The organism is Candidatus Limousia pullorum, assembly GCF_057405065.1.
Genome location: NZ_CM171614.1, coordinates 656,793 through 681,837, shown reverse-complemented (window position 1 = coordinate 681,837; position 25,045 = coordinate 656,793). Strand labels below are relative to the sequence as shown.

At 42.7% G+C, this 25,045-nt stretch carries 19 protein-coding genes; 11 read left to right on the top strand and 8 right to left on the bottom strand.

Going from position 1 to position 25,045, the window contains the following annotated elements:
* The first annotated feature begins 219 nt into the window (after positions 1 to 219).
* The 5 genes from CGICJO_RS03040 (at position 220) to CGICJO_RS03020 (ending at position 5,056) form a co-directional block, all read left to right on the top strand.
* On the top strand, positions 220 to 1,944 hold the full coding sequence (locus CGICJO_RS03040) for an ammonium transporter (RefSeq protein ID WP_486499595.1): 1,725 nt from the start codon (positions 220 to 222) through the stop codon (positions 1,942 to 1,944).
* A 174-nt stretch (positions 1,945 to 2,118) separates the two neighbouring features.
* Positions 2,119 to 2,547 (top strand): Fur family transcriptional regulator, encoded by a 429-nt coding sequence (locus CGICJO_RS03035; protein ID WP_486499594.1) that lies wholly within the window; start codon positions 2,119 to 2,121, stop codon positions 2,545 to 2,547.
* Between the two features lie 10 nt (positions 2,548 to 2,557).
* A complete protein-coding gene (locus CGICJO_RS03030) occupies positions 2,558 to 3,514 on the top strand; it encodes a metal ABC transporter substrate-binding protein (protein WP_486499593.1) in 957 nt (318 codons plus the stop codon).
* Positions 3,514 to 4,227 (top strand): metal ABC transporter ATP-binding protein, encoded by a 714-nt coding sequence (locus CGICJO_RS03025; protein ID WP_486499592.1) that lies wholly within the window; start codon positions 3,514 to 3,516, stop codon positions 4,225 to 4,227. Before CGICJO_RS03030 ends, CGICJO_RS03025 begins: the two co-directional genes overlap by 1 nt.
* Positions 4,220 to 5,056, top strand: a complete 837-nt coding sequence (locus CGICJO_RS03020; RefSeq protein ID WP_486499591.1) for a metal ABC transporter permease — start codon at positions 4,220 to 4,222, stop codon at positions 5,054 to 5,056. The genes CGICJO_RS03025 and CGICJO_RS03020 overlap by 8 nt, the downstream gene beginning before the upstream one ends.
* 248 nt (positions 5,057 to 5,304) lie before the next feature.
* On the opposite strand, the gene trpS is transcribed toward CGICJO_RS03020, so the two are convergent.
* Positions 5,305 to 6,303 (bottom strand): tryptophan--tRNA ligase, encoded by a 999-nt coding sequence (trpS, locus tag CGICJO_RS03015; protein WP_486499590.1) that lies wholly within the window; start codon positions 6,301 to 6,303, stop codon positions 5,305 to 5,307.
* A gap of 259 nt (positions 6,304 to 6,562) precedes the next feature.
* On the bottom strand, positions 6,563 to 7,750 hold the full coding sequence (locus CGICJO_RS03010) for an aminotransferase-like domain-containing protein (protein WP_486499589.1): 1,188 nt from the start codon (positions 7,748 to 7,750) through the stop codon (positions 6,563 to 6,565).
* A gap of 670 nt (positions 7,751 to 8,420) precedes the next feature.
* On the opposite strand from CGICJO_RS03010, the gene CGICJO_RS03005 reads away from it, so the two are divergent.
* Positions 8,421 to 9,110 (top strand): bis(5'-nucleosyl)-tetraphosphatase, encoded by a 690-nt coding sequence (locus tag CGICJO_RS03005; protein WP_486499588.1) that lies wholly within the window; start codon positions 8,421 to 8,423, stop codon positions 9,108 to 9,110.
* A 35-nt stretch (positions 9,111 to 9,145) separates the two neighbouring features.
* On the top strand, positions 9,146 to 10,174 hold the full coding sequence (gene aroF, locus CGICJO_RS03000) for a 3-deoxy-7-phosphoheptulonate synthase (protein WP_486499587.1): 1,029 nt from the start codon (positions 9,146 to 9,148) through the stop codon (positions 10,172 to 10,174).
* Positions 10,175 to 10,707: 533 nt separating this feature from the next.
* Here the strand turns inward: aroF and CGICJO_RS02995 are convergent.
* Entirely contained in the window at positions 10,708 to 11,856 is a 1,149-nt protein-coding gene (locus tag CGICJO_RS02995; protein WP_486499586.1) for a lysylphosphatidylglycerol synthase transmembrane domain-containing protein, read from the bottom strand.
* Positions 11,846 to 13,135 (bottom strand): MGDG synthase family glycosyltransferase, encoded by a 1,290-nt coding sequence (locus tag CGICJO_RS02990; RefSeq protein ID WP_486499585.1) that lies wholly within the window; start codon positions 13,133 to 13,135, stop codon positions 11,846 to 11,848. Before CGICJO_RS02990 ends, CGICJO_RS02995 begins: the two co-directional genes overlap by 11 nt.
* A 488-nt stretch (positions 13,136 to 13,623) precedes the next feature.
* On the opposite strand from CGICJO_RS02990, the gene CGICJO_RS02985 reads away from it, so the two are divergent.
* From CGICJO_RS02985 to CGICJO_RS02970, 4 genes are all read left to right on the top strand, one after another.
* On the top strand, positions 13,624 to 15,579 hold the full coding sequence (locus CGICJO_RS02985) for a VanW family protein (protein ID WP_486499584.1): 1,956 nt from the start codon (positions 13,624 to 13,626) through the stop codon (positions 15,577 to 15,579).
* A gap of 188 nt (positions 15,580 to 15,767) precedes the next feature.
* Positions 15,768 to 16,706, top strand: coding sequence for a TraB/GumN family protein (locus tag CGICJO_RS02980; protein WP_486499583.1), 939 nt, complete (start codon positions 15,768 to 15,770; stop codon positions 16,704 to 16,706).
* Between the two features lie 56 nt (positions 16,707 to 16,762).
* Positions 16,763 to 17,782: a stage V sporulation protein AD gene (spoVAD, locus tag CGICJO_RS02975; RefSeq protein WP_486499582.1), complete on the top strand. Its 1,020-nt coding sequence runs from the start codon at positions 16,763 to 16,765 to the stop codon at positions 17,780 to 17,782.
* 95 nt (positions 17,783 to 17,877) lie between these two features.
* On the top strand, positions 17,878 to 18,366 hold the full coding sequence (locus tag CGICJO_RS02970) for a VanZ family protein (RefSeq protein ID WP_486499581.1): 489 nt from the start codon (positions 17,878 to 17,880) through the stop codon (positions 18,364 to 18,366).
* Between the two features lie 209 nt (positions 18,367 to 18,575).
* On the opposite strand, the gene CGICJO_RS02965 is transcribed toward CGICJO_RS02970, so the two are convergent.
* The 4 genes from CGICJO_RS02965 to CGICJO_RS02950 all read right to left on the bottom strand — a co-directional run bounded on the left by CGICJO_RS02965 (position 18,576) and on the right by CGICJO_RS02950 (position 25,029).
* Positions 18,576 to 19,949 (bottom strand): sodium-dependent transporter, encoded by a 1,374-nt coding sequence (locus tag CGICJO_RS02965; protein ID WP_486499580.1) that lies wholly within the window; start codon positions 19,947 to 19,949, stop codon positions 18,576 to 18,578.
* Between the two features lie 122 nt (positions 19,950 to 20,071).
* A complete protein-coding gene (locus CGICJO_RS02960) occupies positions 20,072 to 21,445 on the bottom strand; it encodes an MATE family efflux transporter (RefSeq protein ID WP_486499579.1) in 1,374 nt (457 codons plus the stop codon).
* Positions 21,446 to 21,718: 273 nt separating this feature from the next.
* Positions 21,719 to 23,221 (bottom strand): UDP-glucose--hexose-1-phosphate uridylyltransferase, encoded by a 1,503-nt coding sequence (galT, locus tag CGICJO_RS02955; protein WP_486499578.1) that lies wholly within the window; start codon positions 23,219 to 23,221, stop codon positions 21,719 to 21,721.
* Positions 23,222 to 23,400: 179 nt separating this feature from the next.
* A complete protein-coding gene (locus CGICJO_RS02950; RefSeq protein WP_486499577.1) occupies positions 23,401 to 25,029 on the bottom strand; it encodes a putative ABC exporter domain-containing protein in 1,629 nt (542 codons plus the stop codon).
* Positions 25,030 to 25,045: the final 16 nt, after the last annotated feature.

Here is a 25,045-nt window from a genome sequence, read left to right as displayed (position 1 = left end):
AAGCAAAGGCGCTTTGGAAATGTTTCCGAAGCGTCTTTTTTATTTTTACTTCCTTACATCCGAGCAGCGTGGCTCGGCTTATTTCCCTTTTTTCGCAAAGGTGCGGTTTTTGTCCATGGGCAATCCGCACCTTTTTTATTTTAGAAATAAAGAGTATTAAAGATACTTTTTGTTATAAAAAGTCCGCGTAGTTTCGGCGGATAAAGAGGAGGAATTATTATGGGTGAATTTTCAGCATTGAACACCATATGGGTGCTTGTGGGAGCGGCTTTGGTGTTCTTCATGCAGGCGGGTTTTGCTATGGTTGAAACCGGTTTTACCCGAGCCAAGAATGCGGGAAACATAATCATGAAAAACCTTATGGATTTCTGTATAGGTACTCCCGCTTTTTGGATTGTTGGTTTTGGGCTTATGTTCGGAGGAACAGGAGCTTTTATCGGAAGTATCGGAGGAATTGCCGAAGAGGCTAACTACGGAACCTCAATGCTTCCCGACGGCGTTCCCTTTTACGCTTTTCTCATATTCCAGACGGTTTTCTGCGCAACTGCCGCAACTATCGTTTCCGGAGCAATGGCAGAGAGAACAAAGTTTTCCGCATACTGCGTTTACAGCTTTGTTATTAGCCTTTTAATCTATCCTATTTCCGGCCACTGGATATGGGGCGGCGGCTGGCTTTCACAGCTGGGATTTCATGATTTCGCCGGCTCAACAGCTGTACATATGGTTGGCGGCGTTGCAGCATTTGTGGGCGCACTTATTCTCGGCCCACGTATCGGAAAGTACGACAAAAACGGAAAGGCAAAGGCTATTCCGGGACACAGCCTTACATTGGGTGCATTGGGCGTGTTTATTCTTTGGTTCTGCTGGTTCGGCTTTAACGGAGCTTCCACCGTTTCAATGGAGGGCGAAGCCGTTGTTACAGCCGGAAAAATCTTTGTAAACACAAACCTTGCGGCGGCTGTTTCTTCCTGCGCCGTGCTTCTCATCACATGGATACGCTACAAAAAGCCTGATATTTCCATGACACTCAACGGAACCTTGGCTGGTCTTGTGGCTATCACAGCAAGCTGTGACACAGTTTCACCTGTTTCCGCCGCAATAATCGGAATTATCGCAGGCTTTGTGGTTGTTTTTGGTATTGAATTTATCGACAAGGTTTTGAAAATAGATGACCCTGTAGGCGCTGTAGGTGTTCACGGACTTAACGGCGCATTGGGTACAATTTGCGTAGGTCTTTTCTCAGACGGAACAGGAACAGAGGGTCTCGGACTTTTCACAGGGGGCGGCTTCCATCTTTTAGGAGTTCAGCTTCTTGGAATGGCTGCGGTTATCGCTTGGGTTGCCGTTACAATGACAGTTGTTTTCCAGGTTATCAAGCACACAATGGGACTTAGAGTTTCCGAGGATGAGGAGATTGCCGGACTTGATATAAGAGAACACGGCATTGAAAGCAGTTACGCAGACTTTATCACCTTTGACAACACAGGCGATGTTCCTCAGACTCTTCCAAAGGTTACTGTTTCCTCTATGGGCGCAGAACAGGCTCCCGCTGAATTGGTGGATTCCGCCGACCCGGGAGCGGATTACAAGCTTACAAAGATAAGCATAATCACACGTCAGAACAAGCTAAACGAGCTTATGCATGCTTTAAACTCCATAGGAATTACCGGTATAACGGTGACAAACGTGCTGGGATGCGGAACGCAGAAGGGCGCATCACACTTCTACCGAGGTGTTGAAATGGATATGAGTTTGCTTCCGAAAATCAAGGTGGAGATTGTTGTAAGCAAGGTTCCGGTACAGCTTGTGCTGGATACAGCCAGAAAGGCTCTCTACACAGGAAAAATCGGCGACGGCAAAATGTTCGTTTACGATATTGAAAATGTAGTAAAGGTGAGAACCGGCGAGGAGGGCTTCGACGCCTTGCAGGATACACCGTTATAATATAGCTATCGGTTATTGATATACAAAACCGCAGATTAAGGGAAATCTCTTGTCTGCGGTTTTCTTTTGCTGTAATTTATCCCAAGCTTGACAACTTAAAATCACCATACTATAATATGAGAGTAATTCTCATATTCGTTGACCTTTGTTGACGCTGTAAAGGAGATGTGCTATTTGACTGATAAAAAAGTCTGTAGAAAGGAATACAATACGGAGCAAAGGAAAATGCTGCTTAATTATCTTAAAGAAAACAGCGAACGTGAATTTTCCATAGACGCCCTCTCCCTTGAGCTGGGAGAAATAAGCGGCGGAAAAATAGGAAAAAGCACAATCTACCGTCAGGTAAAGGAGCTTTGCCGTTCTGGGCTTTTAAGGCGTTTCCGAAAAGAGGGAAAAACCGTTGTGTACCAGTATATGGAGCACGGCGGCGACTGCTGCAACCATTTTCATCTTAAATGCACCGCCTGCGGACGGCTTGTCCACCTTGAGTGTGCGGACGCTGAAAACCTTGCCAAGCATATAAAGGAAAAGCACGACTTTGTTTTGGACCTTTCTAAAACAGTTCTTTACGGACTTTGTAAGGAATGCAGAGAAAAATCATAAGGAGAAAAAAATGAAGAAATCAGGATTTTTAAAATTTATTTCGGCGGTTCTGGTGATTGCCCTTGCCGCTTCGGTTTTTGCAGGTTGTTCAAATTCTCAGAAACAGGAAATAGAGGACAACGGAAAATTAAATGTTATAACCTCAAACTTTCCCCCATATGACTTTTTGAGGGAAATAGGCGGCGACAAAATCAACCTTAAAATGCTTATATCTCCCGGCGCTGAGAGCCATTCCTACGAGCCTACACCTCAGGACATTGCAAATGTAAACAGCTGTGACGTGTTTGTATACGTTGGCGGAAACTCCGACCAGTGGGTTGGAAGCCTTATAAGCTCAGGCGACAACCAGGACATGGAAGTTGTAAAGATGATGGACTGCGTTGAGCTTTTGGACGAGCCGGAGGAAGAGAGTCACGACCACGAACATGAGGGCGAAGAGCCAAAGGACGAGCATGTGTGGACAGACCCGGGCAACGCTGTTTTGATTGTTGAGAAGCTTGCTGAAACTCTCAGCGACGCTGACCCGGAAAACGCAGATTATTATAACAAAAACGCCGACGCATATATTGAAAAGCTTGAAGCTCTTGATAAAGAATATTCACAAACTATTGAAAATTCAAAGAGAAAGACACTTGTTTTCGGCGACAGATTTCCGTTCGGATATCTTGTTCATGCCTATGGACTTGACTATATTTCCGCATTTCCCGGATGCTCAACAGATACCGAGGCTTCCGCCGCAGATATCGCAGAGATTATAGACTATGTAAATGAAAACGATATTCCGGTTGTATTCTATATAGAGCTGAGCAGCGGCAAAACCGCCGACACAATCTGCGAAGCCACTGGAGCTAAAAAGCTTTTGCTTCACTCCTGCCACAATGTTTCCAAAGAGGACTTTGAAAACGGCGTAACATATCTCCGGCTTATGGAAAACAACCTTGCAAATATTAAGGAGGCTTTAAACTGATGGCACTTATTTCCTGTGAAAATATCTGCCTTGCCTATGACGACAAAGAGGTTATTTCAGACCTTTCCTTTCAGGTAAACCGTGGGGATATGCTGTGCATAGTGGGCGAAAACGGTTCCGGAAAAACCACCCTTATAAAGGGACTTTTGGGACTTATCTCCCCTGTTAAGGGAAAAATTGTTATGGGCGACGGATTAAGACAAAAAGAAATAGGCTATATGCCCCAGCAGACAATGGCGCAGAAGGATTTCCCCGCTTCGGTTTTTGAAATCGTACTTTCCGGCTGTCTTGCCTCAAGGGGATTAAAGCCCTTTTACGGCAAAAAGGAAAAGACCGCCGCACTGGAAAATATAAAAAAGCTTGGCATTGAAAATCTTAAAAACCGCTGTTATCACGAGCTTTCCGGAGGACAGCAGCAGAGAGTTTTGCTTGCCCGTGCATTGTGCGCCACAAAGACCATTTTGTTTTTGGACGAGCCTGTTGCCGCTCTTGACCCTGTGGCAACCGATGAGCTTTACCATGTTATAGAGGACTTGAACAAAAAGGAAAAGATAACAGTTATTATGGTTTCCCACGATATAAAGTGTTCCATAGGACATTCCACCCATGTACTGCACCTTCAGGACGAGGGAACATTCTTCGGAACTGTTGCCGAGTATAAGAAAAGCAGTCAGGCAAAAAGATTTTTAGGAGGTTGCTGTGACCATGATTGAGATGATTGGAGAGATGATGTCCTACCCCTTTATGGTGAGAGCCGTAGTGGTTGGAGTTCTTGTGTCCCTTTGTGCCGCATTGCTGGGCGTAAGCCTTGTGCTTAAAAGATATTCAATGATTGGTGATGGTCTTTCACATGTGGGCTTCGGCGCAATGGCAGTTGCCACCGCCTTTAACTTTGCGCCCCTTGTTTTTTCCATTCCTGTAGTAATAGCCGCCGCCTTTCTCCTCCTGAGAATAAGCGAAAGCAGTAAAATAAAGGGCGACTCAGCTATTGCCATAATCTCCACGGGAGCTTTGGCGGTTGGCGTAATAACAGTGTCCCTTACCACCGGCATGAACACGGATGTTTCCAGCTACATGTTCGGAAGCATACTTTCAATGACCGACGACGATGTGGTTTTAAGCGTGATACTCTGCGTCTGCGTTTTGTTTATGTTTGTATTTTTCTATACAAAAATATTTGCCGTAACCTTTGACGAGTCCTTTGCCAAGGCAACAGGAACAAGAACCGGGCTTTATAATTCCCTTATTGCACTTCTGACAGCGGTGACAGTTGTGCTGGGCATGAGAATGATGGGCGCATTGCTTATTTCAGCCCTTATAATTTTCCCTGCCCTCACCTCAATGAGCCTTTGCAAGTCATTCAGAAGCGTGACAATTTGTTCCGTAATCTTGTCTCTTGTGTGCTTTTTAGTAGGAATAACCGCCTCATACGGCTTAAACACCCCAACGGGTGCAACAGTTGTTGTGGTAAATATTATAGCTCTTATAATATTCAAAATTATCGCAGTTTTCCGCTGTCGTTTTTTAAAGGATAAGACGTAAAAATAAATAAATTTTTAAAGATAACAGCCACGGTAAAAAAATTGTGGCTGTTGTTATTTGATTGATAATTGCATAAAAGAAAAATAAAAACAACCGTGGTTATTTTTTAACCACGGTTGTCAAATTATAATATTAAAAATCAAACTTAACCAAGAGCGAGCCACTCTAAAGACTAAGAAAAACGTCTCGCCCGACCTGTAATGATGTTGATTTTTATATCCTCCCCTTACAGGTCGGATATAAAAAAATTAAAGAATAAATCCTATCTTCTTCATTGCTTTGGAAAGGGTTCTCCGGCTGAAGCGGAGTGCGGTTTCGTCGGCTTTTCTGTAGCACTCTTCAAGGTATGCCTTGTCCTTGATAAGCTGTTCGTAACGTGTTTTGATAGGTCTTAAAGCCTCAACAACAGCTTCGCCTACTGTTGTCTTAAAGTCGCCGTAGCCCTTGCCCTCAAATTCCTTTTCGATTTCCTCAAGGGTTTTGCCGGTAACAGCTGAGTAAATGGACATAAGGTTGTTAATTCCCTCTTTGCCCTCGCCGTATCTTACAACAGCTTCGCTGTCGGTAACGGCACGCTTGAATTTCTTCATTATAACCTCAGGTGTATCGAGAAGATGTACACAGCCGTTTACGTTCTCATCTGACTTGCTCATCTTTCTTGTTGGGTCCTGAAGGCTCATAACTCTTGCGCCGTTCTTTGGAATAAATCCCTCCGGAACTTTAAACACGTTGCCGTAAAGTCCGTTAAATCTTACGGCGATGTCACGGGAAAGCTCAAGATGCTGCTTCTGGTCAGCGCCAACCGGAACCATATCCGCCTGATAAAGGAGAATATCAGCAGCCATAAGGCATGGATAGGTGAAAAGTCCTGCGTTGATGTTGTCTGCGTGCTTTGCGGACTTGTCCTTAAACTGTGTCATTCTTGAAAGCTCGCCGAACTGTGTGTAGCAGTTTAAAATCCATGCAAGCTCTGCGTGTGTGTGAACATGGCTCTGAATAAAGAAAAGACTTTTTTCAGGGTCAATACCGCATGCCATTATGGAAGCGTAAGCGTCAAGAATATTCTTTCTCATAACCGCAGGCTCCTGTCTTACGGTTATTGTGTGCAGGTCAGCAAGAGCATAAATGCAGTTGAACTCATCCTGCATGTTTACCCAGTTTCTTACAGCGCCCAGATAGTTTCCCAGAGTGATTGTACCGCTGGGCTGAATGGCGCTGAAAACTATCTTTTTCTTTTCTGTTTCCATTATAATTTTCCTCCGAATTTGTATGTTGATAAAAACTCATATGTAAGCGAACCATTTTCCGATGACTGCGGAAATGGCGTTAATTTTAAAATTGAAGTCCCGCAATGCATAAATGAAAAATAAATTTTCTGAAAATATATTTCTGCAAAGTCACAAAAGGGCGAACCATTCCAATAACTGCGGAAAAGGTCTCGCCCGACCTGTGCAGGTGTATATTTCCAAAAATAACCCTTGCAGGTCGGAAATAAAAAAAGCGGAATTAAAAAAGCATGTTGGCAACTTCACCGAGAATTTTAATTCCCTTTTCAAGCTGTTCGTCTGTAGGTGTTGAGAAGTTTATTCTGAAAGCGTTTGTCTTTTCGTTTTCGTCGGTGAGGAACGCATTTCCCGGAACTACGCATACCTTGTTGAGAACCGCTGTTTTGCAGAACTCAGGCATGTCAACGTTTTCAGGAAGCTTGCACCAGATGAAAAGTCCGCCGTCGATTTTATCGTATGTAATCTTAGGAGCAAGGTATTTGTCCAGAAGGTCCATAGCAAACTGAGCTTTCTTTCTGTAGATGTTTCTCAGATTTTCAAGGTGAGCTTCATAGTCGTAATTAGCCATAAACTCACTGCAAACCATCTGTGACCAGATATTTGTGTGAACGTCCTCGCCCTGTTTGCACACAACGATTTTTGAAATAATCTCCTTTGGAGCGATGCACCAGCCAACTCTCATGCCCGGTGAAATAACCTTGCTGAATGTGCCGGCATAGATTACTCTGCCCTCTGTGTCGAGGCTCTTAATAGTTGGGATATGATCGCCGCTGTATCTCAAGTCGCCGTATGGGTTGTCCTCAAGGATAATTACATTGTACTTGCAGGCAAGCTCATACATTTTCTTTCTCTTTTCATAGCTCATTGTAACCCCTGATGGATTCTGGAAGTTTGGAATTGTGTAGATAAACTTTACGTTTTCGTTGTTTTTGAGAGCTTCCTCGAGAGCTTCCATATTCATACCGTCGGATTCAACGGTAACTCCCACAAGCTGTCCTAAATAGCTTCTGAAGCTGTTGAGAGAACCGATAAAGCTTGGAGCTTCACAGATAACCTTATCGCCCTCGTTTACAAGCACCTTTGTGGTCAAGTCCATAACCTGCTGTGCGCCGGAGGTGATGATGAGGTCGTCAAAATCCTTAAAGGAGTTGTGTTTTTCAGCCATATATTTTTTAAGCTGTTCTCTTAAAACAGGATAACCCTCTGTAAAGCTGTACTGGAAAGCGGCAACAGGGTTTTCTCTTAAAAGCTTTTCAGAAATTTCTGCAAGCTCCTTACATGGAAAAGCTTCCGGAGCAGGATTTCCGGCAGAAAGGGAAACCACTGTTGGGTCTGCGGCATATTTAAAAATTTCTCTTATTGCGCTTGGTTTGAGAGCCTGAACTCTCTGTGAAAATTCATAATTCATACTATATCTATCCTTCCTTTATTTTTTAGTTCCGCCTTGCAAAGGTTTAGCTTAGAAATAAACGTCATTTCAAGGCGGGCGAGACCTTATTTTTATTTCCGACCTGCAAGGGTTATTTTTGGAAATGTACGCCTGCACAGGTCGGGCGAGACCTTATTTTTATTTCCGACCTGCAAGGGTTATTTTTGGAAATACACGCCTGCACAGGCCGGGCGAGACCTTTGCCTTAATTTTTGGAATGGCTCGCTCGTGATAAGGTCTGTTTTTTATCTCCGTCTTGCAAAGGTTTCATTTAGAAATGAATATAGTTACAAGGCCGGGCGAGACCTTATTTTTATTTCCGACCTGTAAGGGTTATTTTTGGAAATGTACGCCTGCACAGGTCGGGCGAGACTTTTTCCTTATTCTTTAGAATGGTTCGTCTGTATTAAGGCTTTGCTCTCATAGTAATATTTACATATTTCTTTTGTACATTGTATCACAAAGAACACCGTCATGCAATACAGGTTTTTATAGATAAGTCACTTTAAATTTATGATAACAAGAAAAAATAACACAAACAGGGGATATAATTTTATGAATATATATTGTAAAGATGTTAGTTTTGTAATATAATTAAACATAAATATCGACAAGTTTTTAATCTATTGGTAACGGGGGTGAATGGGCGATGTTGGCAAGAAAGGTAACTGCAAATATATACGGAAAACTTGCAAATAATCTTTATTCGGGGTACGCTAATATTGAGGATAAAAGCAGGCGGGCGATTATATTTACCAAAAAACCGGTAAACGATGTTTTCTACGGAATTGTTATTGCCATTGTTACTCCGAAAAACGGCGATGCAAAGATAATTGTCAGTTCGGAAAACGAAGTGTATTACCAGCCAGACATCATGAAAGCTCTTTCCGCATTAAAGAGTTTTGTCCCTGCAAAAATTATCTGTTTGTATGAAAAATCCTGCGGAGCTGTAATTTTCAGAAAGAACAAAAATGACGTGAAGCTTCTCCTTGTGAAAAACCACAACGGCAGACACTGGAGTTTCCCAAAGGGTCATATTGAGGAAAACGAAACCGAAGAGGAAACCGCAATCAGAGAAATCAAAGAGGAAACAAATCTCGACGTAAAAATAATGGATAATTTCCGTGAGGTCAGCAGCTACTGTCCTTTCGGAAAAATAAGAAAGGAAGTTGTTTTCTTTCTTGCGAGAACCGTAAGCGACAATATCAAGCTTCAGGAAAGCGAAATCGACAGCTTTTTATGGGTTGATATTGATGGCGCAAAAAAGCTTTGCAGTTATGAAAATGATTTTAACCTTATTGACAAGGCTGACGGCTATATAAAACGCTTTGTAAAATAACAGAAAACTGCTTCCTGAGAAAGGATGAATGAATTTTGATTATTGTAATGAAAAAGAACGCCACTGAGCAGGAGATAAATAATGTTCAGCAAGTGCTTAAAGACCACGGTCTTGGAGTACATCTTTCAAAGGGAACAGACACCACAATTATCGGTATAATCGGCGACAAGTCAAAGCTCTGTGACACCTGCATAGAGTCAATGGACGGAGTTCAAAGCTGTGTTCCCATTATGCACAGCTACAAGCTTGCCAGCCGTGACATGTGTCCCGAGGGAAGAAAAGTAAACGTAAAGGGCTTTGAAATAGGCGGCGACGAGTTCACCATGATGGGCGGCCCCTGTGCTGTTGAAAGTGAAGACCAGATTATGGAGGCGGCTTATGCTGTAAAGGAAGCCGGCGCACAGTTTTTGAGGGGCGGCGCATACAAGCCAAGAACCTCACCTTATTCTTTCCAGGGACTTGAGGACGAGGGCTTCAAGCTTTTGAGAAAAGCCGCCGACGCCACCGGACTGCGTGTTGTAAGCGAGGTTATAAGCGAAAACCAACTTGACATTGCGGCAAAATACTGTGACATGTTCCAGATAGGCGCAAGAAACATGCAGAATTTCCGTCTTTTAAAGGCTGTTGGCAAAAGCGGTGTTCCTGTGCTTTTAAAGAGAGGAATAGCCTCATCAATCGAGGAATGGCTGGACGCCGCCGAGTACGTAATGAGCGAGGGCAACTATAACATAGTTCTTTGTGAAAGAGGAATAAGAACCTTTGAAACAGCCACAAGAAACACCTTGGATATTTCTGCGGTTGCTGTTGTAAAGGAGAGAAGCTCTCTGCCCATAATTGTTGACCCATCCCATGCGGCAGGCAAAAGAGCTTACATCGAGTCACTGAGTCTTGCCTCAGTTGCGGCAGGAGCGGACGGACTTATAATCGAGGTTCACCCGAACCCAAAGGTTGCCGTTTCCGACTCAGCCCAGCAGCTCACACCAAGCTCATACATCGACCTCGCCAAAAAAGTCCGTGCCATCCACTCCACCATGATGTCTTTTAATTCCGACCTGCAAAAGTAATTTTAGTAAATAAACGCTTACACAGGTCGGGCGAAACCTTTTTCTAAGTCTTTAAAATGGCTCGCTCTCGGTTAGGTTTATTTTGTTTCCGACCTGCGAGGGGAGGATATAAAAATTAACACCTGCACAGGTCGGTCGAGACCTTAACTTTAGAAATAACAATGGCTCTGTCACAATCAACTTTGTGGCAGAGTTTTTTGTTTCCGCCTTGCAAAGGTTTAGTTTGGAAATAAACATCGTTTCAAGGCGGGCTAGACTTTTGTTTCCGACCTGCAAAAGTAATTTTAGTAAATAAACGCTTACACAGGTCGGGCGAAACCTTTTTCTAAGTCTTTAAAATGGTTCGCTCTCGGTAAAGTTTGACTTTTAAAATTATAAATTTACAGCCATGGTTTTATTTTTGAACCATGGCTGTTTCTTTATTTTTCTTTTATGGAAAATACATCGTAGGGGGCGGATTGTGTTTTATTTTTATTGAACTATAAATCATTGCAAAAAATAACGGGCGGTCAATTCCGCCCGTATAACGTAAATTATTCTTTTGTAAAAGATTTTTCTTCTTTGTTTTCTTCCCTATCTGTTTCATCATCATCGGAATCCAAATTATCAAAGGAATCCTCTCCTGCGATAAGGTCGTCAAGAAGCTTGTTGCGTGTGGTAGTTTTTGTCATGTAGGCAAAAGGTGCGCCCACAAGTATTGAAAGATAGTATGTGATAATTCTCCAAATAAGTGTTGCGCTTTTGATTGTTGCAGGTGTAAAGAACAGTGCGAAAAGCGCAGTGAAGCTAAACTCGGCAGCGCCGGAAGCTCCCGGAAGTGGAATCATACCGGAAATCAGTGTTACAAAAGCCTGACTGCATACCATATCGAAAGGTGAAGCCTGATTTAAACCGAAGCTTCTGTAGATGCAGTAAGGAACCAAAAACATAGCTATAAGCTGAATCACTGTGAGTACAACAGCCATGATAACCAGTTTCGGCTTGGAAAAAATTATTCTGTTGCCGGAATGGAACTTGGCAAGCTGAGTTTCCAGGGATTTTTCCAATCTGTCCTTGTCTTTAATAAGCCTTATTTTACAAAGCAAAGAGGCAATTCCCCTTGTGGCTTTTGCGGTAAGGTTTTTTGAAAAGGCAAGAAAGACAAATACAAGGGTGATAAAGGTTTGAGATATAAAACCGATAGTCACAAGTGTGCTTAAAATCGGCGTGTCCATGTGTTCCTGAAAATAGCTGAACTTTAAAATTACCGCAATGACCGTCATAACAGTCATGGTTATCTGATAGACCAGAAATCTGTTCAGCAGTCGGGAGGAGGAATATCCCACGTCAACCTTGTGCTTAGACATATAGTAAACCTGCATTGGCTGGCCGCCTGTTGAGGAAGGTGTTATACCCGACCAAAACAGACCAAGCAAAACAGAGCGGGCGGAATGGCGGATTTTAAACTGCTTGTACTCGTCGTGAATATAGAGATAAATTACAAGCACGTCCGCAAAAACGCTGGTACAGTAGCTTAAAAGTGCGGCGGCTATCCACCAGAGATTTATCTGCTGTGAGGAGGTTATAAGGTCGTAAAGACCCTGCTCGCTGTACAGAAAATAAAATATCATCCACACGCACAAAGCCGCAACCAAGAGGTTTAGAATAAGTCTGCCAGAAATTTTAAATTTTTTATTTTTCATCTGTGTTTACCGGTGCCTCCGTGTTCTTATTTTTGGCTATAAGGTCAAGCATAAGACCGTAGATGTGCTCTGCGGAGCGGTCCTTGAAATGCTTTTTGCAGTTTGCTTTCATCTGCTCAAGCTTTTCCGGATGGGCAAGCAGGTCGTGTATCTGCCGGGCGCCGTTTTTCCTGTCAAGGTTAATTGCAAGGTTGTGGCGCACAAGAAATTCTGCATTGTCCTTTTCCTGTCCCGGGTATGCGCTGAAGATTGCCAAAGGAAGTCCGGAAGCGAGGCTTTCTGAAACCGTAAGTCCGCCGGGCTTTGTTATAATAAGGTCGGCAACAGACATGTAGTCCGCTACGTTGCTTATAAAGAAGAAAAGAGCGGTGGGCTTGGTTTTGTTTGTACTTCTTTTAAATTTGATTTTACTCAAAGACAAATCATCCTTGAGCTGGTTTGTAAATTCCTTCATTTTCCTGAGTTTGCTTTCAGGAGAATATTTATCTTCGTCCTCAATTTCAAAGCTGTCCTCATTTCTGTTGACAAGCTTGTCAAAGGCGTCGTAAAGCTTTCTGTTTCTTCCGGTGATTACAATAATCTGGAGCTCATCGTCTAACTGGATGAGGTTTTCGTAGATTTTAAGAATATCGGTAACTCCGAAGCTTCCCGCCATAATCAAAACTATGGGGACTCCGTCCTTAAATCCGAGGCTTTCAAGAATTTCGTGTCTGTCTTTCTTTTTATAGAAAACAGAGTTTATCGGAATACCAAGAGAATGAATTTTTTCTCTTTCAACCCCGTAAACATTCATAAGCTCGTCTATCATATCGTCGTTTGCCACAACGTAGGCGGAAATGCCCTTGTTTATGTAGGTTTTGTGAGCTGCAAAGTCGGTGATAATACTGATTACCGGAACCGTAACGCTGCCTTCAACAACCAGAGCGGAAACCATCTCGCTTATAAATGCATGACAGCAGACAATTATATCAGGCTTGAAATCTATAAACAAAGGCAAAAGCTTTTTGCTGAGCTGTTTGTTAAACTTGGTTACAAAAGCGTTTACCCAAGTGTCCTCGCCAGAGGATACGTACATTTTGCCATAGATAGTAGGCGCTTTGGTGGCCAGATATTGATATCCGTCGGATATTGTCTTGTTGTAAATATGGCCGCAGTACTCAATGGCGTCTACAATTTCCACTGTTGCATCCGGCTGTTTTTCCAGAATGATATTTTTAAGTGCTGCCGAAGCGGTTTTGTGTCCGCCGCCGGTGGAAGCACTGAGAATTAAAACTCTCATAATTCCCTCCGTAAAATTTCGCAGGCTAAAAAATAGCCGAAAGTGTTCACCTCATTACTCCAATTTCTGCAAACCCATAAAATCTTTTTAACACTATTTCCCCTATAGATTAAAAAGAAACTATACGCTGATTTATTTTTCTCTTAAGTTACCTATATTATAATAAATAAAGATAAGTTTTGCAATAGATATTATTTTTCCTTTTTATGCTTTCTAATACATTAAAGGGTAAAAAATACATTTTAACACAAAAAAATATGTTATTATTGTGCGGTAATGTAAAAGATATTTTTTACTTAATGGGAAAGATTTCCGAAATAAAAGTTAATAACAAAATATTTGTAAACAACATAGGTAAGTTTGTTAGTTATTACATCTGAATTTTTTGTGTTTCCACTTTATTTTTCCTTTTAAATATTGTATGATAGTAGCAATCGGTAAAAATCCTACCGAATAAGGTTTCATAAAACATCCAAGGGGGTAATGAGTTGAAGAAAAATAATCCAAACGAAAACGAACAAAACAAACCGGTGAATGAGAATGCTCCTGCTGATGAAATGATAGATATAAATTCATGTTTGACAGAAGAGCTTGTTTCTGAAACCACACAGAATGGCGGCGACGAGCCTCTTCCAAACGACTATGACGACTTTATCACAACAGACGAGCAGGCAGAGGACGAAGCTCAGTTTGCCTATGCAGACGAGGGAATACAGTTTGCAAACGAAGTTGAAATGCCTAAGAAAAGCACAAAGAAGAATGTAATTATTGCGGGAGTATCCGCAGTCTGCGTTGTACTTGTAGCTGTTTTCTGTTTCCTTATTTTCAGCGGCACAATGGATTCTTTATTTGTAACCGGCGGTAACGAGGAAATGATAAACGCAATTCCTGCCGAGGTAGAGAATTTGACCCTTGAGGGCGTAAGCGACAACTATGTTTTGGCTTCCGGTATTTTTGTAAACGGACAGAGCATCGGTAAAATGAAGGTTTCCGACGCAAGAAAGCTTTTGGAAAAATACGCAAAGGACAATCAGCCTGAGTTTACATATACAATTAAGCTTGGCGAAAATACTTACGATATCCAGTCCGAGGGTCTGGAGCTTAACGCAAATATCGACAGCGTTTTGGCAACTGCTGCAAAGTACACAAAGGAAAAGGGCGACGCTCTTCCAACAGATAAGAACGGCGAAATCCAGCAGATTGAATACACACTTCCTTTTGAGATTACAGAAAACGAAGTTTTGACAGAACAGCTTGACAAAGCATCTGAGGTTTTGAACACAGAGCCTGTAAATGCAGAGGTTGTAGGATTTAATCCGGGCGCAGATACAGAAGAAAAGTTCACAATCGAGGGCGGCACAGACGGCCAGAACCTCAACTATGACTCAGCTGTTGAGGAAATGAACAAGCTTCTCTGGACACAGGAAGAAACAGGCGAGGTAGAGCCAAAGACCGACGCTGTTGAACCTGAAATCACAGCTGAAATGGCTACAGAGAACATGGTTCCGATTGCTACATTTTCAACTAATTCTACAAATACATACAACGCAAACCACAACATGGCTACAGCTCTTGCAGCCTGCAACGGTTCAATAATCAAGCCGGGTGAAACATGGTCATTCAACGACTCAACAGGAAACAGTAACCTTGAGTCAAACGGATATGTTCCGGCAACAGTTATTGCAAACGGCGAGTACACCAGCGGCGTAGGCGGCGGACTTTGCCAGGCAAGCAGTACAATTTACAATGCAGCACTTTTTGCAAACCTTGAAATTGTTGAGAGATACAACCACTATTGGGCATCACCTTACGTTTACTCAGGCTTTGACGCTACAATCGACTGGGGCAACCTTGACCTTAAGCTCAAGAACAACACAGATTATTCAGTTTACCTTGAAGCATACATGGAGGGCACAACCCTTACAGTTACATTCTACGGCTGGAAAGACCCGTCATACGACGGAATAGCTACATATTCCTACAACTATGAGGGTCCAAGCGGTTACTACAACACAGCAGCTTTCAGAATTTATATTAAAGACGGCGAGGAAATCAGAAGAGAAGAGCTCCCAAGCTCAACATACAGACTTGACGGTTCACACAGCGTATGGGATGCAGACAGCGGTACACTGGGCGGAATTCCGGGAGAGCCTGTACGTCCTTACGAGGTAGAAAAGGACCCTAACGATACAGGTTACTGGGCATCAGGTACGGACTCGGTCTCGAGTGACACAACCGAAGCCACAGAGGCTCCTACATCTCCTCCAACTACAGAGAAGCCAACAGAGCCTCCTACAACTGAAAAGCCAACTGAGCCTCCGACAACAGAAGCTCCGACAGAGCCTCCTACAACTGAAGCACCAACCACAGAGGCTCCAACCACGGAAGCTCCAACAACACAGCCGCCGGCAAGCAGCGAAACGCCGTCAGAGGCTGCTGCCTAAGATTTCAGGCGTTACAAGTATATTAAATAGTTTTAAACAGCAGGCAAGCCTTTTGGTTTGCCTGTTTTTTTGTGTTTTTTCGGTAAAAAATATATTTGATATAATACATTCGAATATTTAACAAAAATCATTGATTTTTGTAAAACTTATGTTATAATCATCAATATAACACAAAAGGAGGTCAACCCATGAGGAAAAACAGAATTTTAGCCTTAATTTTAACATTGGTAATGGTTATATCCCTTACCGCATGTGGTTCATCAAAAACTTCCCGGATAGATCCGATTATGTGGATTGTAAAAGACGGAGAGGGCGGCTGTCTTTATCTTATGGGAACCATACACGTGGGCGACGAGAGGATGGAAAATCTTCCTTTAAAGGTAACAAAAACAATGGACGCCTGCGACTATTTGGCGGTTGAGTTTGATATTCTGGAAACAGAAAACAATACCGCCGGACTTCTTGAAACTATGAAGTCCTTAATGTACACAGACGGAACCACCATAAAAGACCATATAGACGGCGAGATTTACGAAGACGCTAAAAAGATTATGGAGGACAGCGGAATTTATAACTCCGCTTTGGATTACTATGTTCCCATAATGTGGCAGCAGTTTGTTTCGGAAGCCTTTATGCAGAAAACCGACCTTAAAACAGAATACGGCGCAGACCGTGCCCTTATCGAATACGCCAACGAGAAAAATATTGAGGTTTTGGATATTGAGAGCATGGAGCTTCAAATGGATATGTTAAAGTCACTTTCTCCGGAAACTCAGGAGTATCTGCTGGGTGCTTCGGTGCTTACAACCGAGGATATGTACAATAAAAGCTTAAACGCAATGTATGAAAGCTGGGTTGACGGAGACCGTGAAAAGCTGGAAACACTTGTTGCGGCGGATTCCGGACTTACAGAATCAGTGATGAATGACGAAGCCAAAGCCGCAATGGACGAGTACAACGAAAAAATGCTGACCATAAGAAATCAAAACATGGCGCTGGCGGCTGAAAGATATATAGACGGCGGAGCCACTGTACTGCTTGCAGTAGGAACCGCCCACATGTTCGGAGACGACGGAATTATAAGTCTTTTGGAAAGCAAAGGCTACACCGTGGAGGAATGGCAGTAAATTAAAAGTATAAAATAACCCCTTTTGCAGACAATATCTGTAAAAGGGGTGTTTTTTTGAAAAAGATAGGTAAATCAACATACAAGACAGAAAAAAATCCGGCAATCAGCTTTTTTGCCTCCACCGTGGGAGAAAAGGAAGGTCAAGGCCCTCTTGGTGAATTGTTCGACAGGGTTTTTACGGACATGTATGCAGGAGAAACCACCTGGGAAAAGGCGGAAAGCCGTCTGCAAAAGACAGTGGCACAGATGGTTTTAAACAAGAGCAAAAAGAAAAGCGAGGAAATAGATTTGATTTTTGCAGGGGATTTGCTTAACCAGTGTACCGCCTCGGCTTTCGGAATGAGAGATTTTGAAATTCCCTATCTGGGACAGTACGGAGCCTGTTCCACAATGGTTCAGTCCATAATCGGAGCTGTCACAGCCGTCGAATCCGGTGGAGCTTCCGCCTGCCTTTGCGTCACCTCCTCCCATTTCTGTTCTGCTGAAAGACAGTACCGCTATCCTCTGGAGTACGGAGGTTTCAGAACGCCAACCGCACAGTGGACAGTGACAGGAGCAGGCGGATGCCTTATTGAGCCTATGGCGTCAGGTACAGTGATAGCCCATGTGGTGCCGGGCAAAATAGTGGATTTAGGAATAAAGGACGCAAACAATATGGGAGCCGCCATGGCGCCTGCCGCCGCCGATACAATAGGGAATTTTTTAAGAGATACAAACACCACGCCCCAAGACTACGACATGATATTTACGGGGGATTTGGGCGTTGTGGGAAGCGAGATTTTAGCGGAGCTTCTGAGAAATGACGGCTTTGAAATGGAGGGTAAGCACAAGGACTGCGGAGCAATGATTTTTGACTGTCATGAACAGCAGGTCTGCGCAGGCGGTTCAGGCTGTGGCTGCTGCGCTTCCGTCCTTTGTTCCTATATCTTAAAATCCATGGAGAAAGGCGAGCTTAACAATGTTTTAGTTACCGCAACTGGAGCATTGCTGAGCCCCACCACCAGCGGTCAAAAACAAAGTATTCCGGGAATTGCTCACCTTATCAACATTAAAAATAAAAAAGAAATTTTTTAAATTGGAAAATTCGCCCTGTTGCGCTGTACATCACGAGGGTTTTGGTTTATAATCTGTTTGTTAAACAAAATTTGAGAATAATTGGTTGTGATAAAATGATTGTAAATCTCAAAAGCAGGGAAGAAAAAATAAGAGCCGCCGCAATCCTTTTAATGATAATCACAGTTGCGGTTATATGGTTTAATTCCTCCCTGCCGATACCTGTTTCCAGCGCACAGAGCGAAATAACAGAAAAGATTGTTGAAAAGGTTGTTCCGGCGGAAGTGCCCTTTTTTCAGTATCTTATAAACCACCTGAGAAAATCCGCCCATGTGATAGAGTACGGAGTTTTGGGAATAGAGGTTTTCATGATATTTGTGGTCGGTGGAAAAAAGCCTTTTCCCAAGGGCATTTTTAATAATTTTCAAAGAATATGGAACATGATTACTCTCCCTCTTTTCATAGCTGTCACCGATGAGAGTATACAGATATTATCAGGAAGAGGCCCGGCGATAAGAGACGTTCTTTTCGATATGTCCGGCGCATTAGGCGGCATTTTCATATGTACAATAGTTTATTTTTTCTTTAGAAGAATAAGAAGATAATATGTCAGAAAATATATAATTCAATAAAAGAAACAGCCATGGTTATTTTGAAGTGAACCATGGCTGTGAATTTATAATTTTAAAAGTAAAACCTTACCGAGAGCGAACCATTCCAAAGAATAAGGAAAAGGTTTTGCCCGACCTGAAACGGGAGCTAATTTTTATATCCTCCCTTTGCAGGTCGGATATAAAAAAGTCGGATATAAAAATTAGGCGAAGAATTTTGAGTAGTAGCCCATAACAAAGATTATGATTACAATGATTGGGAGTACATATTTGAGGTAACCCTTTGCCCATTTCGGGAACTTGATTCCCTTTCCTGCGTCAACCTCTTTGATAAAGTTTTCCCAGCCCCAGCCGTGCTTTGAAACACAGAAAAGGAGATAGGCAAGGCTTCCCAGAGGAAGCAGGTTGCTGGAAACGATAAAGTCTTCCAAATCCTGAATTGTGCTTGTGCCGCCGAATGGTGCAAAACCGCTCCATACATTGAAGCCGAGAACACATGGAATTGAAAGCACAGCAATCAAAATACCGTTGAAGATAACGGATTTCTTTCTTGACCAGCCTTTAAGGTCAATCATAAAGCTTACTGTGTTTTCAAATACGGCGATAATTGTTGAAAGTGCGGCGAAAGTCATAAATACAAAGAACAAGGTTCCCCAGATTTTTCCGCCTGACATCTGATTGAAGATGTTTGGAAGTGTTACAAAAACAAGTCCCGGGCCCTCGCCTGGGTTTACTCCGAAGCTGAAGCATGCAGGGAAAATTATAAGTCCTGCCATGAAAGCAACACAGGTGTCCAAAATGCAGATGTTGATTGATTCGCCCATAAGTGAACGGTCACGGCTTATGTAGCTTCCGAAAATAGCCATAGCGCCGATACCAAGGCTCAAGGTAAAGAATGCCTGGCTCATTGCGGCGTAAACTACGTTCCAGATTCCGTAATCGAGCATCTTGCCGAAATCGGGAACAAGGTAGAATTTAAGTCCCTCGGAGGAATTGTCAAGAAGAATACTGTTAATGCAAAGTACAATCATAATTCCCAAAAGGGCAAGCATCATTGCTTTTGTGATTTTCTCAACGCCCTTTTGCAGACCGATTGCGCATACTGCAAAGCCTATAATAACGATGATAAGCATCCATGTCATCATCTCGCCGGCGTTGCCAAGCATACTGTTGAACACGTTGCCCACGCCCTCGGCGTCAAGTCCTTCAAATTCTCCGGTTATTGTCTTATAGATGTACGCAAGCATCCAGCCGCCTACGGTTGTGTAGAACATCATAAGAATGTAGTTGCCTGCCATTGCCGACCATCCGGCTATGTGCCACTTAGTGCCCTTAGGCTCTAAAACGTGAAAGCTTCTTGCGGCAGATTTCTGGCTTGCTCTGCCCACGGCAAATTCCATAGCCATAATAGGCATACCGAGAATTACCAGAAACAGAATATATATAAGAACAAAAGCGGCGCCGCCGTATTGTCCTACAATATAGGGAAATCTCCACACATTTCCGAGGCCTATGGCACAACCCGCAGAGATAAGAATAAATCCCAGACGGGAAGAGAAATGTTCTCTCTTTTCCATAATCTACTTCCTCTCTATTTATTTTTCGATTTAAAGCGAAATGAAACTAAAAATAATGATAACAGAGCTTTAATTTATTGTCAATAACAATATGAAAATTATGTGAAAAGGAAGTGTTCTCTTTATGCTTTAAGTTTTTGTCCCTGAGCGCCTCTTTCCAAAATGCCGTTTATTTTAAGTTTAAACATGGTTGTTGTAACCGTTGCGGCGATAACGTCGCTTAGAGCCTCCGCAAGGAAAAATCCCCAAACGCCCAAACCCAAAGGCGGCAGAATAAGCGCCAAAGGAATAAGGAGAATGACTTTTCTGAGCAGTGCCAAAAATGTGCTGATTTTCGCCTGACCCAATGCAAGGAAGGTTTGCTGACAGGCTGACTGTGCGCCCATAAGCGCCATACCCGCAAGGAAAAGCCTTAAAGCGTTTTTACCGATTGAAATAACGTTTTCGTCCGGTGTAAAGCATCCCAGAAATACCTGAGGGAAAAGCTCCACCAAAAGTATAACGCCCACGGAGAAAGCCACGTTTGTTATAAACAATATTTTAAAGGTGGATTTTACTCTTTCCTTGTTTCCCGCTCCGAAGTTGTAGCCTATAATAGGCTGTGCGCCCTGGGATATGCCCTGGAGAGGCATCCATATCATCTGTGTAAGAGAAAACAGAATTGACATAAGAGCTATGTAGTTGTTGTCGCCGTAGGTTCTCATTCCTCGGTTAAACACAAGCTGAACAAGACATTCCGTTGCCTGCATAATAAAGGGAGAAATACCCAGAGATATAACGCCGCTTACCACCGCCCAAGGCAGTTTTAAATATTTAATTTTAATTTTTAAAATTGTGCGTTTTGAGGTGAGGAAAACTACAACCCAAACAGCGGAAACGCACTGACTGATTATTGTTGCCAGAGCCGCTCCTCTAACGCCCATGTTAAAGCCGAAAATAAAAATAGGGTCCAAAATTATATTTAAAACCGCACCAATGCAGACTGTAGCCATGCTGGTTTTGGTAAAGCCCTGATTTGTTATAAACATGTTAAGACCCAGAGCCGACAGCACAAATATTGTTCCGTAAAGGTAAATTTGTGTGTATTCCATTGCAAAGGGCAGATTTTCCGGAGTTGCACCGAAAATCAGAAGTATAGGTTCTCTGAACACAAGGAAAAACACGGTAAGCACTGCGGAAGCGATTATTGTCATAAGGGTACAGCTTCCCAGTATTCTTTCCGCCGTGTCGTTTTCTTTTCTTCCCATAAATATAGCGGCTCTTGAAGCTCCGCCTGCTCCTATCAAATAGGAAAAAGCCGAGATAAGTATAAGTATGGGGAAAGACACGCCCAAGCCGCCCAGAGCCAGAGTTCCTATGCCCTCAATTCTTCCCACATACATTCTGTCAACTATATTGTACAAAAGGTTTACAATCTGAGCCAAAACCGTGGGGACAGCCATTTTTAAAAGCAGTTTTCCCACCGGCTCGGTTTCCATCCTATTTTTTTCACCCATTTCATCATCCTCCTTTTTTTATATCCGACCTGCAAAGGGCGGATATAAAAATTAACTCCCGTTTCAGGTCGGGCGAGACCTCCTGTTTAGTCTTTGGAATGGTTCGCTCACAATTCACTTTATTTTCTTTTATATAAATATCCTCGTAGGGTTTATTTTTTTATTTAACGGTATAACAATCAAGGGTTTTATTTTTAATATAAAAAATCTGAATAAAAACAGGGAAACCGGCTTGCGATTTCCCTGTTTTATAATTATTTTAAAGGTAAAAAATTATCTGACTGAGTTGATAAATCTCATGAATGCTTCTCTGCCCTCTTCTGTATCCTTGTATACGCCTGCGTCTTTCAAAACCTCAAGGAATACCTTGCCAACCTCTTCGCAGAGCATTTCAGAAACAGCGGCTTTTGTCATTGGCATATCCTTGTGGTTTTTAAGGATTTCCTCTGTCCAGTCTGCGTGCTTCTCGATATCGGCGTCGGAACGGATGTCCTTACCCTCTACAATGAAGTCGCCCAGCTTATCAAGCTCGCCCTTAAGTCTTGATGGAAGAACAGCAAGACCCATAACCTCGATAAGTCCGATGTTTTCTTTCTTGATGTGGTGAAGCTCGTTTCTTGGGTGATAAAGACCCATTGGACGCTCCTCTGTTGTGATGTTGTTTCTCAAAACAAGGTCAAGCTCGTAGTTGTCGCCGTTCTTTCTTGCAATAGGTGTTATTGTGTTGTGGCGTTCGCCGTCTGTGTAAGCATAGATATATGCTGCCTCGTCGGTGTATTCACGCCAGTTAGCCAAAATCTTTGCGGCAAGCTCGATGATTGGAGCTTCGTCTGCGCAGGAAAGACGGATAACGGACATAGGCCACTTAACAATACCGGCGGTAACATTTTCAAAGCCCGGGAATGTAACAGGAATTTCGATAGGAGCTTTAGCCATTGCAAAGGTGTATCTTCCGCCCTGGAAATGCTCGTGGGAAAGGATAGAACCGCCCACGATTGGCAAATCAGCGTTTGAACCTACGAAATAGTGAGGGAACTGTCTTACAAAGTCAAAAAGCTTTCTGAAAACTGAGCTGTCGATTTTCATAGGAGTGTGTTCCTGGTTGAAAACGATGCAGTGCTCGTTATAGTAAACATATGGGGAATACTGGAAGCCCCAAGGTGAGTCATTGATAACAATGGGGATAATTCTGTGGTTCTGTCTTGCAGGCTTTGACATGTTTCCTGCATAACCCTCTGTCTGAGGACAGAGCAGGCACTTTGGATAAGAGCTCTGAACAGCGTTTTTAGCTGCTGCAATAGCCTTAGGGTCTTTTTCCGGCTTGGAAAGGTTGATTGTGATGTCGATATCGCCGTATTCTGTAGGAGTTTTCCACTTCATATCCTTAACGATACGATATCTTCTTATGTAGTCGGAATCCTGACTGAGCTTGTAGTAATAGTCTGTAGCCTTTTCAGGTGTTTTTGCGTACTCTTCAAAGAAACGGTCGATAACCGCTGATGGACGTGGAGTCAAAACACCCATAAGCTTTGTGTCGAAAAGGTCTTTGGAAACAGTGCCGTCCTCGATAATGCCATTTTCAACGGCATAGTCAAGAATTTCGCCCAAAGTCTTTTCAAGACAAACCGGCTCTGCAGGGATTTCTGCCTCAGAGTCGAAATCTTCAACCTTGAGAATACCCAAAAGGATATTTGTGATGTAAATTTCGTCCGCCTTTTTGATAAGCTCGTTATCAAGGGCGTATTTTACAAGCTTCTTTACTGATGTTGAAATCATTGTTACCACCTCTTAGTATATTTTTCCGTTGCTGAGGATGACTTAAGAAAATCAACCGTTATTATTTAATGGTATATCATTAAATACCGATTGTCAATACAAAGGCTCAATTTTTTTGTATTATTTGTAGAAAAAAAGTCCGTGACGGATAAAGCTTTCCGCCACGGATATAAAGATAATTAAAATGGCATTTCCATGTTGTGGAGGGTGTTTTTGCAGATAAGTGCAAGCACCAGAGAAACTATAAAATTCCACAAAGCGCAGACGCAGGCTGCAAGCCACAGGGGAGCGCCGGAAACTGCGCCGATTACAAAGGCGAGAATTACTCCCGGAGCAACGGCTATAAGGGAAATCATAATAAACAGGAACATTGAAAGAGCCTGATTGCTTAAAAATCCCAAAACCCTGTCGGTGAGAATGTTAACCATGCAGTAAATACAGCTAAAGCTTGTATAAACTATTATGGAGGAGATAACCACCAACGGAGACGCCGAGCAGATTATTCCTGCCACCACAAACAGCAGAACTCCGTCAAGAAACGGCTTTATTATGCTTGTAAGGGAAGCAAAAATAAGCTTTTTAAATGGCGAATCCGGTATCATATAGATATATGGCTTTGAAAGCTCTCTCGCCCAGTCGCCGGTTACGCTGAAGAAAAGCTGCATGTAGGAAGCCATGGCAAGCAAAATAAGCATTGTAGCTTCCGAAGTCAGTACCTCGCTGTCGTCACCTGAGTAAACAATGAAAAAGGAAACAAATCCGCAGACCGCAATCATTATTATGCTGTACATATCCCAGAAAAGAACATAGCCGCTTCTGCGTCTTTCCAAAAGGTGTTTGAAAAGGAAGGTTGAAGCTCCCTTTCCCCCGTTAAGACCCTTGGAGCCTATTCTGATTTTTCTGTTTTTCAGATATGCGTCTGTGTTGTTCATACCTCTTTTCTTTACCGCCTGGCGCATTTCGTGAGAGGTTTCCGTATTTTGGAGAACATCCTCGTAGTAGTCGCAGTCGGCTTTCATAAAGAATACAAGTGACAGTCCCACAACCAAAAGCATTAAAACGCCGTAAACCACAGAGGTGATAACATTGCCGCTTAAAATTCCGAATGTAAAGCCTTTCATCCAGCCGAACAGGGGGACAAACTCCGCCGCCGGTGACTTTAAAGCCCCATACAAAGAGGAAAGTGTAAATCCGTTTTGAATTACCGGTATCAAAATTAAAACCACCGGAAGAAGTATAAGGGCGTAGAGAATATATTTAGCGGTTGAAATTGCCTTTGGTTTTCCGTTTGTGGTGCTGTAAAGAAACAGAGCCACAATTTGGGATATAATCAGAAACAAAAAGAAGCTGATTATAAGTATTACCGCCTGAGCTGTTGTTAAATCGAAAATGCTTTTTGCCATTCCTCCGTACACAAGGAAGATAATAGCCATAAGCAGCATTGTGAGCATCTGTCTTACAAGTCCGAAAACCAGCAGTGATTTTGGACTTATGGGCGAACAGAACATCATGTTAACGTCGCCCATTGTAAAGAACGTGGTTCCAGATTTAAGGCCCTTTAAAATAACAGTTCCGCCTAAAAAGAACAAGAGCAGGAAATATATGCCGTGAAGTATTCCTATATCCACGCCGCTCTCGGTGAGAGTTCCCATACTTTCCGAGTAATCAGAGGAAAACAGCACATTTAAAACGGAAAAGCCTATAATAACCACAAGTAGAACAACGCCTATAAGCTTGGTGGGGTGTCTTAACAAATCCAGAAACCAGTTTTTTATGGATTTTCTGGTCATGTAAAGTATAGCTTTCATTTTCAGACCTCCCCGT